Origin of the sequence: Paraburkholderia sp. LEh10, from assembly GCF_017814945.1 — a bacterium.
Lineage (GTDB): Bacteria > Pseudomonadota > Gammaproteobacteria > Burkholderiales > Burkholderiaceae > Paraburkholderia.
This window is the reverse complement of sequence record NZ_JAGIPX010000041.1, coordinates 1-13,307: the sequence shown is the minus strand read 5'-3', so window position 1 is coordinate 13,307 and position 13,307 is coordinate 1. Positions and strand designations below refer to the sequence as shown.

13 protein-coding genes and 2 pseudogenes are annotated in these 13,307 nt (G+C 59.8%); 6 read left to right on the top strand and 9 right to left on the bottom strand.

What is annotated here, in order from left to right; all coding sequences use genetic code 11:
* The first annotated feature begins 14 nt into the window (after positions 1–14).
* The 4 genes from dmpG (at position 15) to J8I87_RS45760 (ending at position 4,692) form a co-directional block, all read left to right on the top strand.
* Positions 15–1,049, top strand: coding sequence for a 4-hydroxy-2-oxovalerate aldolase (gene dmpG / locus J8I87_RS28410; protein WP_209935498.1), 1,035 nt, complete (start codon positions 15–17; stop codon positions 1,047–1,049).
* A gap of 68 nt (positions 1,050–1,117) precedes the next feature.
* Entirely contained in the window at positions 1,118–2,386 is a 1,269-nt protein-coding gene (gene mhpT / locus J8I87_RS28405) for a 3-(3-hydroxy-phenyl)propionate transporter MhpT (protein WP_209935431.1), read from the top strand.
* Position 2,387: 1 nt separating this feature from the next.
* The gene (locus J8I87_RS28400) at positions 2,388–3,254 is read left to right on the top strand and encodes an alpha/beta fold hydrolase (protein ID WP_209935429.1); all 867 of its coding nucleotides are present in this window, start codon (positions 2,388–2,390) and stop codon (positions 3,252–3,254) included.
* A 952-nt stretch (positions 3,255–4,206) separates the two neighbouring features.
* Complete coding sequence (locus J8I87_RS45760) at positions 4,207–4,692, top strand: H-NS family nucleoid-associated regulatory protein (protein WP_209935428.1); 486 nt, start codon at positions 4,207–4,209, stop codon at positions 4,690–4,692.
* A gap of 1,347 nt (positions 4,693–6,039) precedes the next feature.
* Here J8I87_RS45760 and J8I87_RS28390 read toward each other — a convergent pair.
* From J8I87_RS28390 to J8I87_RS28360, 7 genes and pseudogenes are all read right to left on the bottom strand, one after another.
* Positions 6,040–6,534: a hypothetical protein gene (locus J8I87_RS28390; protein ID WP_209935427.1), complete on the bottom strand. Its 495-nt coding sequence runs from the start codon at positions 6,532–6,534 to the stop codon at positions 6,040–6,042.
* 163 nt (positions 6,535–6,697) lie between these two features.
* Positions 6,698–6,883 (bottom strand): annotated as a pseudogene (locus tag J8I87_RS28385) (DNA ligase); the annotation flags it as partial.
* A gap of 12 nt (positions 6,884–6,895) precedes the next feature.
* Positions 6,896–7,111, bottom strand: a complete 216-nt coding sequence (locus J8I87_RS28380; RefSeq protein WP_209935426.1) for a hypothetical protein — start codon at positions 7,109–7,111, stop codon at positions 6,896–6,898.
* Positions 7,112–7,198: 87 nt separating this feature from the next.
* The gene (locus J8I87_RS28375) at positions 7,199–7,378 is read right to left on the bottom strand and encodes a hypothetical protein (RefSeq protein ID WP_209935425.1); all 180 of its coding nucleotides are present in this window, start codon (positions 7,376–7,378) and stop codon (positions 7,199–7,201) included.
* Positions 7,379–9,082: 1,704 nt separating this feature from the next.
* Complete coding sequence (locus J8I87_RS28370) at positions 9,083–9,367, bottom strand: hypothetical protein (RefSeq protein ID WP_209935424.1); 285 nt, start codon at positions 9,365–9,367, stop codon at positions 9,083–9,085.
* A 570-nt stretch (positions 9,368–9,937) separates the two neighbouring features.
* Positions 9,938–10,255 carry a CcdB family protein gene (locus J8I87_RS28365; RefSeq protein ID WP_209935423.1) on the bottom strand — a complete coding sequence of 106 codons (318 nt, stop codon included), beginning with the start codon at positions 10,253–10,255 and terminating at the stop codon, positions 9,938–9,940.
* Complete coding sequence (locus J8I87_RS28360; protein ID WP_209935421.1) at positions 10,255–10,497, bottom strand: type II toxin-antitoxin system CcdA family antitoxin; 243 nt, start codon at positions 10,495–10,497, stop codon at positions 10,255–10,257. Before J8I87_RS28360 ends, J8I87_RS28365 begins: the two co-directional genes overlap by 1 nt.
* A 283-nt stretch (positions 10,498–10,780) precedes the next feature.
* On the opposite strand from J8I87_RS28360, the gene J8I87_RS28355 reads away from it, so the two are divergent.
* Together J8I87_RS28355 and J8I87_RS28350 are read left to right on the top strand one after the other, a co-directional pair.
* A complete protein-coding gene (locus tag J8I87_RS28355; protein WP_209935420.1) occupies positions 10,781–11,035 on the top strand; it encodes a type II toxin-antitoxin system Phd/YefM family antitoxin in 255 nt (84 codons plus the stop codon).
* Positions 11,023–11,445, top strand: coding sequence for a type II toxin-antitoxin system VapC family toxin (locus J8I87_RS28350; RefSeq protein WP_313066425.1), 423 nt, complete (start codon positions 11,023–11,025; stop codon positions 11,443–11,445). Before J8I87_RS28355 ends, J8I87_RS28350 begins: the two co-directional genes overlap by 13 nt.
* Positions 11,446–11,587: 142 nt before the next feature.
* On the opposite strand, the pseudogene J8I87_RS28345 reads toward J8I87_RS28350, so the two are convergent.
* Both J8I87_RS28345 and J8I87_RS28340 read right to left on the bottom strand, forming a co-directional pair.
* Positions 11,588–12,786: pseudogene (locus J8I87_RS28345) on the bottom strand (hypothetical protein).
* Between the two features lie 242 nt (positions 12,787–13,028).
* The coding region (locus J8I87_RS28340; protein WP_209935509.1) for a hypothetical protein at positions 13,029–13,307 on the bottom strand (279 nt) is incomplete at its 5' end.

Here is a 13,307-nt window from a genome sequence, read left to right as displayed (position 1 = left end):
TGGACATGACCGACATGAGCAAGAAACTCTACATCTCCGACGTGACGCTGCGCGACGGCATGCATGCGATCCGTCATCAGTATTCGATCGAGGACGTGCAGGCGATCGCGCGCGCGCTCGACCACGCGAAGGTGGACAGCATCGAGGTTGCGCATGGCGACGGCCTGCAGGGATCGAGCTTCAACTACGGCTTTGGCGCGCACAGCGATCTCGAATGGATCGAGGCCGTCGCCGACGTCGTGAAGCATGCGCAGATCGCGACGCTGCTGCTGCCGGGCATCGGCACGATCCACGACCTGAAGGCAGCGTATCAAGCGGGCGCGCGCGTCGTGCGCATCGCCACGCACTGCACGGAAGCCGACATCTCGAAGCAGCACGTCGAATACGCGCGCGCGCTCGGCATGGACACGGTCGGCTTCCTGATGATGAGCCACATGACGACGCCGGAGAACCTCGCCATCGAAGCGAAGAAGATGGAGAGCTACGGCGCGAACTGCGTGTACGTGGTCGACTCGGGCGGCGCGCTGAACATGAGCGACGTGCGCGACCGTTTCCGCGCGATCAAGGCCGTGCTGAACCCGCAGACGCAAACGGGCATGCACGCGCATCACAACCTGAGCCTCGGCGTCGCGAATTCGATCGCCGCTGTGGAAGAAGGCTGCGACCGCATCGATGCGAGCCTTGCGGGCATGGGCGCAGGCGCGGGCAACGCGCCGCTCGAAGTGTTCATCGCGGCGGCCGAGCGTCTCGGCTGGAATCACGGCACCGATCTCTACACGCTGATGGACGCCGCCGATGACATCGTGCGTCCCTTGCAGGACCGCCCGGTGCGCGTGGATCGCGAAACGCTCGCGCTCGGCTATGCGGGCGTCTACTCGAGCTTCCTGCGCCACTCGGAGATCGCCGCGAAAAAGTATGGCCTGAAGGCCGTCGACATTCTCGTTGAACTGGGCAAGCGCCGCATGGTCGGCGGCCAGGAAGACATGATCGTCGATGTTGCGCTCGATCTGAAGAAGCGCGAACTCGAAGCCCAGCAAGCTCAACGGTAAAGACGGTTTTATACGAAGCAAAGCGAAGCGCCACCAAGAGCGCCGCTCGACTCATCCTGGAGACAACTATGAAAGCGTCAACGAATTCGCCTACACGTTCCAGCGGTGCGCTTACGATCGGCCTGTGCCTCGTGGTCGCGCTGCTGGAAGGGCTCGATCTGCAATCGACGGGCATCGCCGCGCCGCGCATGGCGCGCGAATTTCATCTTGTCGTCGCGCAGCTTGGTTGGGCGTTCAGCATCGGCGCGCTCGGCCTGCTGCCGGGCGCGGCCATCGGCGGAAGGCTCGCGGACCGCATCGGACGCAAGCGCGTACTGATGCTGTCGGTCGCGCTGTTCGGCGTGTTTTCGATTGCGACGACGCAGGTTTGGGACCTCAACAGCCTGCTTGCCGCTCGCTTTCTGACGGGTCTGGGGCTCGGCGCTGCGATGCCGAACCTGATCGCGCTGTGCGCCGAAGCCGCGCATCCCGATCATCGCAGCACGGCCGTCGGCGCGATGTACTGCGGGATGCCGTTTGGCGCGGCGCTGGCGGCCGTGATCGGCATCGTCAGTCCCGGCGATGATGGCTGGCGGCATATTTTCTATGTCGGCGGTGTCGGGCCGTTGCTGACCTTGCCGCTGCTCGTGCTCTTCATGAAGGAATCGACGCACTTCATCGCGATGGGCCAGCGTGCGCATGGCGAGATATCGGCGAGCGTCACACAGGCGCTGTGGAAAGAGGGCCGCGGAAGCACGACGCTCGCACTGTGGTTCAGCTATCTCGGCACGCTGATCGTGCTGTACTTCCTGATCAACTGGCTGCCGTCGATGGTGATTTCGCGTGGTCTTACGCGAGTGCAGTCGGGCGTCGTGCAGATGATGTTCAACATCGGCGGCGGTATCGGCGCAATCGTGATCGCGTCGCTGATGGACCGGATCGGCAAGAAGCCGACCGTAACGGGCATGTACGTCGGGATCGTGGCTGCGCTCGCGGCGCTGGCGGGCGCGACGGGCAGCGTGTCGATGGCATGCGGCGGTTTGCTCGCGGGGCTCTTCCTCGTCGGCGGACAGTCGGTGCTGTATGCGCTCGCCGGCAGCGCGTATCCGACGCAGGTGCGCGGCACGGGTGTGGGCGCGGCGGTCGCGGTCGGCAGAGTGGGCTCGATCGTCGGTCCGCTGATCGCGGGGCAACTGTTCGCCATCGGGCAAGGCCCGTCGATGCTCGTCACCGCGAGCATTCCGTTGATCGCGATTGCAGCGATCGGCGCGCTCGTGGTGGTCGCCAAGTTTCCGCGCGAGACGCTCGTTGCGTCTGGCGCTGTGAGTACCGAATCAATCCGAATCGAAGGAACCTGAAATGACTACGACGCAAGCACAAAGCGAAGCCACGACCAGCAAGTTCGTGAGCGTGATGGAAGGCGATACCGAACTGCGCCTGCACTACAACGACGCGGGCGAGGGCAACGAAGTGGTCGTGATGCTGCACGGCTCGGGACCGGGCGCGAGCGGCTGGGCGAATTTCAACCGCAACGTCGATGCGTTCGTCGAAGCGGGTTATCGCGTGATCCTGCTCGACTGCCCGGGTTGGGGCAAGAGCGATTCGATCGTCTGCACGGGCTCGCGCTCGGACCTCAATGCGCGCGTGCTGAAGGCCGTACTCGATACGCTTCAGGTGAAGCGCGTGCATATCGTCGGCAACTCGATGGGCGGGCATACCGCAGTGGCGTTTGCGCTGTCGTACCCGGAGCGTGCCGGCAAGCTCGTGCTGATGGGTGGTGGCACGGGCGGCCCGAGCCAGTTCGTGCCTATGCCGACGGAAGGCATCAAGCTGCTGCAAGGGTTGTATCGCGAGCCGACGCTTGAGAATCTCAAGAAGATGCTGAGCGTCTTCGTGTACGACCCAAGCACGATGACAGAAGAACTGATGCAGGCGCGTCTATCGAACATGCTCGCGCGGCGCGATCACCTCGAAAACTTCGTGAAGAGCCTCGCGGCGAACCCGAAGCAGTTCCCCGACTACGGACATCGTCTGAATGAGATCAAGACGCCCGCGCTCGTGATCTGGGGCCGCGACGACCGCTTCGTGCCGATGGATGTCGGCCTGCGTCTGGTGTGGGGTATGCCCGATGCCGATCTGCATATGTTTGGCCGCTGCGGACACTGGGCGCAGTGGGAGCATGCCGACAAGTTCAACCGGATGGTGCTCGAGTTTCTCGGGAAGTGAGTGCTTCGCCTGGCGCATCGGCCTCCGGCCAACCGTCTGGCCTATGCGTGGCAATCGTCATAATCCGGTGCTAATCCAGAAGCGTTAAGATCTTGCGCCTGATCTCATCGTCCATTTGCCGACTCCAAAAGTCGCACGAAAGTGCCCCCGGTGCTTCACGCCGCGGGTATCTGGCAAGGTTATCTCCGCGCGCCTGTCGCCCGGTCGTGGGGCGATGCGAACCTCTGCGTCCTGACCGCCAACCGATACCTCCGCATGTTTGATATCGGCGTCCTCCTCGGAGCCCAAATTGACGCGTTAGTTAGTGCAGTAACGGGACGTACGCGGGTAGGTTGTCTGCGCATCTAGCGACCTGCCTGCGAAGCGCCTTGAACCGCTCCGGAGGGCCGTGTCGGTGTATCGACTCGATTGCCCGGATCTACGCCTGCATGGTAGCCAATACCGCCGCCGTAGTGAAATACGCGGCGATGAACGCGATGCCGTATTTCTCGCGCGCACATCTAAGATGGACGGCAAAGCCTGCGGCCATCAGGCTATCGACAAGCCAGTACCAGTTATCGGCCTTATGCGAAGCTTTCCATAAGGCGGACCAGCGGACTTACCGAGGGGCGCAGGGGAGGGGGCTGCAATGAATCAGGTAAATTTACTTGACGTAGAAACCGCTGGCGGGCAACGGATAGGTTTGCCCGGGGTGCCGCTCGAGCGGGCGCTTGCTACTCTGTTTATGCAGCAAGCAGTGCATTCTATGACGCCTCACGATTGACGTGTCAAGAATATGCCTTAAAACACGCACTCAAATGATTTTTCCGCAACACCATCTGGTTCGGTGTATTCCCGAAGCGGGTAGGCATCTGCAAATTTCCGTACTCCCAGATCGGCGAAAGGTGAGGATTTCCAGGAGTCGGGCTGGTCGCACGCACCAGCTAGAGAGGGCGACAGGCGACACTAGCATTTGCTTAATGCTGTGTGGCATACGAAGTTCCTGGTCGATGACAGCGCCGCGCAGCCGGCTCCTGCCGCTCAAAAATCGGCAAAACCAGGCAACTATGTGCGGGGCCCCCAGGCGCCGAAATATCGCGATCCCAGGAGTGGTGCGACGTGGAGTGGCCGCGGTCCGGCGCCGGCATGGCTGGCTGGTGCCAAAGATCGTGCGAAGTTCCTGATTGCAAGCGTCGAGGAGGGCCTTCCGGCCGCGAAATCAGCTCCGGCCACGAAGGCAGCGGTGAAGAACGCCGCGACCAGAAAGGTTGCAGGAAAAAAGGTCGCCGCAAAGAAAGACAAGGCAGTGACGAGAGCTGCGCTGGCGAAGAAGGGTGTAGCCAGAAAGACCCTGGTGAAGAAACCCGTGACGAAGAAGGCGCTTGCGAAAAAGGCACCGCAAAGTCCGGAAGCGGTTGCACCGACCAGCGATATGGCTTCGACACCGGTTTCGGCCTGAGTTCGGCAGCCACTTGTTGTAGGAGAGTAGGAGTTCGGTATGAGCACGATCTCTCCGTCCTGCTCAACATTCGTGTGTCTCCAGCGAGGTCCGTCACGTGGTAGCGAATTTGTCGACGTCTGGCAGACACGCGCGGGGTATTCGAAGGTCCGCGTCTGCGGCCGCGACCACGTGACCTACCACGTGAGCTTACTGAAGAGTGTGGCCGGTAATGATTTTTGGGATCCGCGCCGCTCTCCCGGGCTCAACGGTTATTGGAGACGACACGGCACGTCCGTCAACGTATCCAGAGATCCACTGCCATACTTCGAAGCCCCAGTAAGGGCAGGTCTCAAGCGGTTTGCCGAGACGTCCAGCGACGAAGCCATTTTGCCACGGTGTGCTGATCATCAATCGTCCTTGATTAAAAGTTCGGGGCATTATTGCAGCGATCGTTTTCTCGTATTGTGCGTTGCACCGCGAAGATACCTATTTCAATTTCGACGCGCTTCATTGCTTTGCGTCTTAGACGTGTTCACCGCATCATCAGCCGTGATCGGTTCTGCGCGTTGTCAATTCCGACCATCTCGGCCACCAGACCCGCCAGCGACGCAATGGATCGAAGATCGTCAGCGTTCTTTTTCAGCAGGACTTCGTCGCACCCGACGTCGTACACGAGCATCCTCGGAAGATACAGCGACGGCGTATCAGCGCGTGCGCAGAGAGACGCGGCGGCAAAACAGCAGCGTGCAAATGACTTCATTTTCCTTCACAGCTCCGTTGCATGCCGCAACCGTGAGGCGGGACTGGCTCCACGGGCACAATCGTCTCCCTGCGAGCTGACTGCAGTCGCATGGAGCAGAAACGCGTGTGTCAGGGCGGACAGAATTTTGCCGACGTCAGGCACGTACTTCGCACCGGGCACGCCTTGGGGCTCAGAAAAGGGAGGGCTGTTCGGCGGCAGCGGCGTCGAGCCGGCCTGCGCTTTCCTGAGCCGTATTTCGGGCAGGGCGTGATGCACGACATACGGTGCTGCCGGAGAGCAGGAACGGCTCATCCTCAACGGGACGGCACAGCACTTCCCGACTGAAGACGACGTCAGGCGAGAAGCGAACGAACGGTGATGGAGCGTCCGGAGGCATGAGGTCGCGGTACGGTGTCCTGGTAATCTGCCGACAAGGCTTCGGCCTTTCCAACGATTGTACCAGGCATCGGCGGAAGTGCTCCCGTTTTCAGATCAGATCAGATTAGATCGCCTCGCAGATCTTTTGGCAGCGGCTTTCGAGACCGCGCTCAAGCATCGGCAGAATGACACGCCAGGTGCCAGTCCCGGTCACCTTTCACCACACCCAGAGCATCTGTTCACTTTCAGCCCGAGATTGGAGGGCTTGTTTTCAGCCGTGCGGCTTTTTTTATTCCTTCCATAAACTGGACGGTCTCATAGACTCGCACGAGTTTTTCGAAACCGTGGACGATATCGGCTTCCATCGCGAGAAGGCCTTTTTCGCCGTGAAAGTTGGATCTGAAGGCTTGATTGAACCGGGTGCCCAGGTAGGAACTGACTTCCTCAATTTTCTCGGGGCTCCCCGAGTCCGTGAACAGAACCGACCTGGGCGAACCAGCGTCATAGAAAAGGTTATGCCGCCACTTGGGCACGAAGTTCGCGGGCCGCTCGTCGGTAATCCACATGGAACCGATAATCCTGATCTTCCCCTTCATGCCCTTGGGTGTTATGAAGGTCCACACCTTGCGCGGCAGCCGCCCCTGAAGTTCAGTCAGCTTGTCGGTATCGGCCCCAAGTGTGCCTATACGCCCTTCGTTTACATCCGATACGAAGTCTCTCCAGTAGTAGAAGATGTCCAAATTTGCTCCGTTCTCAAATTGGCAATATCGAGTCAAATGCCGTGACGGCCATCTGGGCGAAGCTCGGCGACAGAACGCGATAACTCACAGCCTGGACGCGGACACGCTACAGCTCGCTACCAGCAGCCATGACACGGCCGACGGTCTCTACGGGCGCCTTTGTCTACGACAAGCGATCGGGGTCGATGGCAGGCTCGACAGTCACCTCGCGCGCCAGCTTGTCGTGACGCAGCGCGAGAAATTTTGCTTCCCGTAGTTCGCCGCGGGGCGTCCATTCGCGCAATGATACCTCGACGACGATCTCGGGCCTGAGCCACAGGTATTCGCGATTGCGCTCCGGCTTTGGCGTGTTACGGAATGGTCAGATATCGTGCGGCGTGGCGTGCGCGAGGAATGCCGCACCGGTTGCTGAAATATCGCGGCAGGAGGGAGTCAACGCCAGAACTCCCGCGCGCGATGCCACCGACGACGAACTCCTGCTGCCGGTGACATTTGAGGCCGCTTGCAGTGCATGCAGCACGAGACGATTGTCTGCTGCCTGCTGGACAGCGCGGCGAATAAACGGATCAGTGTCCATGACGCACCTCGATGAGCTACGCCCTTAACCTGGCATCGAAAGTGCACAGTCCCGCGATCCCTTGTCACTGGGCAAGGATCTGACGTTTCACGCAGCTGAGACCTGCAGCGGCATTCCTGGCGCCTTGAGTGCTGCCGCGACTGTGTCGATCTTCGTCGTGTGGTGCGGGTCGACAATCCGATCGACGTCCTGCGGTCGGGTGTTGAGTCGTCGCGCCAGCTCAGACGGCGTCACCTCTTGCGCGATCATCTCGTTGAGCAGCCGCACCTTTGCCGACGCCCTGACGGGGTAGGGCGATCAGTCGTTCTCCTTCCGGGGGTGATCAAGGTACGCGAGAATTCCTATCATAAGCCCCCTGGAAGGACTCCCCCTTTTGCTGGCGAATTCGATTACTGGCGTCATGTTGCGCGGCACCGGTCGCTCGACGGTGCTCGATGTGTCGCACGCCTTTTCCGAGGACGCGTGGATGCAGGAGTGGACACAATCGCTGACGGGCTCGAACGTTTGTATGGGGACATACCGGCTGCGCAGCGCGTACGCACCGGTGCGCGATCGCATCCTCCGTAATCGTCGACGACAAGACGCGCCCCACGTTCGGCCCCTTCATGATGGAATTCGCGTCCCTTGTTGGCACCTCAAATGGAATATCTCGCCTGGAGCGACTGACAGCGGATTGCGGACGGCACACCGCAACTTCCACTGGATGATGGTTGATCTAGCGCAAAGTCGGTGCGACCGGACACCACGGGTATGACACCGCTTATGGAGATAGCATCAACGCATCGTTAAACGGAACACAATGCTTGACCAGATCACCTGTAAAGGGGTGAAGCAGTTGTGTGCTGAAAATCAATCACTCTCGGGAGGAATCCGAAATGTCTGCCACCTCCGTTCTAATCAGCATGGCCCCGATGTGGGTAATCTTGCTTATCGCATCCTGCTCAGCCGCGTACCTGGTCTTTTGGCGCAAGGTCATCAAATAAGTGCCCGCGGATTTCGGTGCACGACCTCCGCGGGTACCTGCCGCACGCGTCGACCCGGAATCCCCTAACCTGCCTGCTCGGGCGCACCAGGAAGGTCATTCAGGCCTTTCGTGACTGCCGCGATACGTTCCTGGCAGATCCCGCGATCTTTCGACGCCTTGCTCGACCAGAGGCAGCAACTCTTCAAACGCCGTCTCATCCATCTTCACGATCTTCTCGTTCACCTCGCGCAGGCGTGCATAGTCGAGACCGCGCCAAAGCGGGAGTTCTATGCAGCGATATGGTGAGTGCAATCGTTGCCTGCGAGCGTCGGATACCATTGCTCGAAGCATGATCGCAACTGCTTCGCGCTGATGTCGACCGGCATGTGGAAGGAGCGTGGATTAGCGGGCCGACTGCGGCTAAGAAACGTCGTAACGGGGAGGGGAGATCACCCCCAGGGCGTGCGAGCAACCAGACACGATGGCGCGAGGGGAAGAGGAGCGCCGATGACAGAAAACACTCGTGTCCGATGCGAAGCGCTTTTGCATAAATGACGTTTGACGCGGCTTGGTCGCCCGGAGGCGCGGTGGCAGGCATTGTTAGCCGGGGTTGCAACGGACTGCGGGGCGATGACAGGTCGGGAGGAGCTCTCGCTGTGCTCACTGTTCTGGCGACCTGCCAGGCATTTCTAACAAAACAAAACCAGAATCCGAGATCAGTTATAGCCGTCAACCAAAGTAGGACAACCAATGTCAGCCCATACGGTCGGCGATATTGATGCCGCGATCGCGCACCTCGAAAGCGTCCTGTGCGCTGAGGGTGCAAGCTCGCTATTCTCAAGAACGTACTGGCGCGAGCGAGTAGTTCAGGCGTCCGCGACGTTCGGACTTGCGCCGAGTCAGCAACAGCGCCTGGACCGACTGCTGGAGCGCATTGATGCGTCGTGAGAGCTTGCCCGCGACCGTTCGGGGGCAACGAAACGACAGCAAAGGCAAACGGGTTTTGATTAGCGCAGGACCGGGTTCGCGACAGTTGCCGCGGTGCGTACGGCGAGGATGCGCCGGATGGTGGCCAGGGATTGCTCAGCCACAGGACTGGGACTCTGCCTGCGTGGCAAATGGAACCCGGGAGCTTTCACGCCAATCTGTCTGCAGACTGAGGAAAGGTAGGGCTTGCCGGATCCCGGGCATCGTTCGACGGCAGCAGCAAGCGCCGCGTCACCGACATGCCCACGTAGCCATTCGAGCGTTTGCCGGTCCTTCTCGTTATAAACCCTGACAAGATGCTCCATCGCTCCTCCCGACAGCTGTATATAAACACAGTACTGTTAATTTATACACATATCCTTGGTCGGTTGCAAGTGCCGCTGATTTCCCGCGACAAATGGGCTGCAGTCGGCCCCCACAAGGCGCCGTAACGAAAGAACGTTACAAAATGAAATGCGGCGCGCTCCCGAACGCCAACCGGCGGTCGAGCTTCCAGGTTATCCACCACTGACGAGGCTCTGCAGATCGCTGTTTCCCTGAAGATTTCCTCCTATCACATGACACTTTCGTGAAAGTTATGCACAAAAATGGTGGACTAGCCTGTGGACAACTCACACGGGAATTCCGGTAAGGGTTTGATTGCACGCCGATTTGCTGCAATGCGCGATGAAAGGACGGGCGCGCACGCCCGTACATGAGCGATGGTTCGTTTGTATTGTAATTATGGTTCTGTCAATTGCCTCGACAGAACGCCCTGTCTGAATGGCCCCGGCTGGCCGCTTACGCGCTGCAAGCGATAAACGCTATGACGCAATTCACGTTGCAGTATCTGTGAATTCTGACGCGGTGCGACGATGCCAGTATCAGGAAGGTGATTAGTATCCGCCCAGGAGGCGATCAAGCGCCGCAGTGATCTTGTCCTGGTGTTCTCGCAGTGAACCGATTGTGCGACCGAGCTCGCTTAGTGGGACAGACGCGATAAACGCCGGGTGCATCAGGCATTTGATGCCACCGATCTCGAAGGATGGGGTGAAATCCGCCGGGAGTTTCCCGGGAGGGAAAGAGTCAGCCCGAATCAGCGGGACGACAACCCGAAATGCCAGCCCTTCGAGAAAATCGCTCTGCACATCCACAAGGTACGGCGTGTTTGCCTTACTTTTGCCGGGGTTCGCGTAGACTTCAAATCGCGCCATCAAAACATCCGGTATTCAGCGAGTGGAAGGCCATTTTTCTCGACCCATTCATTGGTGTTCTTGATGAACTCGGCGTTCTCCTGCGCCCAGCGACGGCCCTCTTCAGCCTTGATCGCTTCGCGCAAAGCCTGCTCGCAAGCTCGAGAGAAGTTGATGCCCAATTCTTTCGCCCGCTCGTAGATGTCGACAGGCAGCGTGACGTTCGTCGCCTTACGCGGCACGGTCGTAGTCAAATGGGTCATGTGGGTTCTCCATATCGAAAGCGATGCGCATATATGCCCACATTATAATCCACATACGGGCGCATTCCAGCCTAGGCCGCACGCCGCTGGAGCCGCAGACAACGATGTCGCACAGCGACGATCTTCTTGTGAATCAACTACATACATAAAATGTGATTCTGGTCAAATCGCCTACCAATCTATGCTGCTCCGGGTGTGCTCGCGCTGGCACTGGTCGAAGATTTGTCGCAGGCAAAAATACGCAAATTACGTATAATGCGTATTATCTTGACCGGAGTTTCTCATGACGACTGTAACCGCCACCGATCTCGCCCGGCGCACGAATCAGGTGCTCGACGCCTTGGCTCGCGGCGAATCGGTCACGATCACGCGCAATAACACCGTGCTGGGCACGATCAGTCCGCCGGCTCGCGCTGTCACGCTTCGTGAAGCCTTCGAGCGACTCCCGAAGATGTCGCGCGACGCGGCTGAGCGCTACAAGACCGACATCCGCGGCGCCGATTTCGACGACGAGGTGCGTGATCCGTGGCAGCATTAATGGTCGATACATGCGTCTGGATCGATGTCGCGCATGGCGCGATCGACCTGGATTCGATTTACAAGATCGCCGGGGCGGAACTGGTCTACGTCTCCACGATCACGCTCGGTGAATTGGAATTCGGCGCACAGATCCCGAATGACCCGCGCGAGCGGGCCGAACGCACGGCATTGCTTCGCGCGGTTGAACGGATGCCGGCGCTAGAAGTGACGCGCAGTACGGCTCAATCGTTCGGCTTGCTCGCGATCATGATGAAGCACGCCGGTCGCAATCCGCGCCCCCGTTATAACGATCTCTGGATTGCCGCACAGGCGCACGAACATCGTCTGGCGCTGCTCACGAGCAATCCGGACGACTTCCGCGCGCTCGACGCGGTCGAAATCATCGAAGCGCCGAAGAAGGCTCATTGAATCCAGGCGTCGCGCGGTTGGTCCCGTGGACGCCTTTGTTGTATCCAGAGCACGTCTGACGCATCTCGTCCGCACCGCGCACGCCACTGTTTCGCGATACCGCCGCCCTGTTGTTCTTTCAACGGTCGTCGCCTCCGCACTGTCATGATGCCAGTTGCGTCAGTAACACTTTTCCGATGATCGAATTGTCGCCGCGGATGACCTGACGCACGTTGTGCGTTACTTCGGCAAGCGAAACACTGCTGGTTGCGGCTGCCGCGCCAACGAGGGCGTCCCAGGCGTGGAGCACGTCGAGCCCGGAGATCTCTGCCATACCCGACTTCCATCCAGTTCAGTGCCGCCAGGGCGCAGACCATGGCAAAATGCGGCTGCTTATCTGCAAAGTCCCGCGCAGCCCGAGTCAGTGTCCTCGGATCAGTCGGACTCCGCGTTGCAAGAGACAATGCGATATCGAACAGGCCGGCATCTTTTGCGGCGGCAAACCATTTACCTTCCGCGCCTGGTTCGCTTTCGACAAGGTCCGCGAGAATGCGTTCGGGCGGGCGTTCGGGATACTTTCGCGCAATCGCCCGGAACGTGGCCAGATGGGTGCCGAGGCGGTTTGCCACGACCGCATAGCGATGGTAGGCCTCATCATTCATGCCTCAGCTGAGCAGGATGGCCTCACGCGCTTTTGCAATTTCGCCCTCAGGCGCATTCAGTCCCCGCGACGCCTCAGCGAGGCGCAGCGCGTCGCCTGGGCGACCGAGCGATACAAGCGCGTCGACGGCCCAGCGACGGCACCACCAGAAACCCCACGATCACCGTCCACGAGATCGATCACGTCCCGATAGCGGCCTGCGGCATATAGCGCACTCAGACACGGGACAGTGCCAACGAAATAGCCGCGACCATCGGATCCCAGAACGTCGGTCACAATCGGTAGAAGTCGGTCCGCCCATCGGCAAGCAAGTTCAGGTGTCGCGCACAGCGTGCCTCACTGGGTGCCCAGACTTTCGATGTAGGGCATCTGATCTTCCTGTAGCGCCTTGAACAGCCTCTCGAGCCAGCGTTCGCGCACGGGTGGCGGCACGTCTGCCGACGCAATCACCACCACGAGTGCATCAATGGCGCGATTGATTGCGTGCCCAATGCACCAGACGATCCGTCGACATGTTCGAGCGCCGGCGAGACCTTCTCAGGAAGCAGGACTGCGCCTTCTGCGGCGAGCGCCGGATCTCGACGTGCTACGGAGCGGATCTCCGAGACGGCCTCTTTCAGACGCTGGATGGGCAGCGACGATCTCCAGCCGAAACCATTGCGCTTGAAGCGGGGAGCAAATGTCCATTTATAGGCGGCCATACGGATTACGATCAATTTCTCGACAATATTATCTTGAGGCGCAGGCCCTCCTGACCTCGCAAGGCCAGTACTCACAGCGGCGAATCAGTGGTGCCATTGAGGTGCGCCCGTTCTAGCTGTTACGTCCATTTGACGTTCGGTGACGGTGGTCTTGAGCCCGCTTTCCGGCACCGAAAGTCCGGTTCCGGCTAATGGGGTGACCCAAACGACAAGACCCATTAAAGCACGAAACCCGCCGCGGTTCATGACGTTGCCGGGACACAACCACTGCACGGCTGGGAATCCGCTTCGACGATGCGCGGGCATCCGAATGCGTCAATGCATCTGGCTCCGCGCACCAACACCAACACCAACTGCCCCGCCGCGAAATCGATGTCCATAGATGTCGATATGCAGTACGTGTCAAAGCCAGATTCAAATGTCCGCGTGCCGGCCAAGTTCAAATGCCGGTACGGCAGCACCCGGTCATCCGCCCGGATCTCGATCCGGCCGTCCGGATACTCCCAGACCTCGATATACCG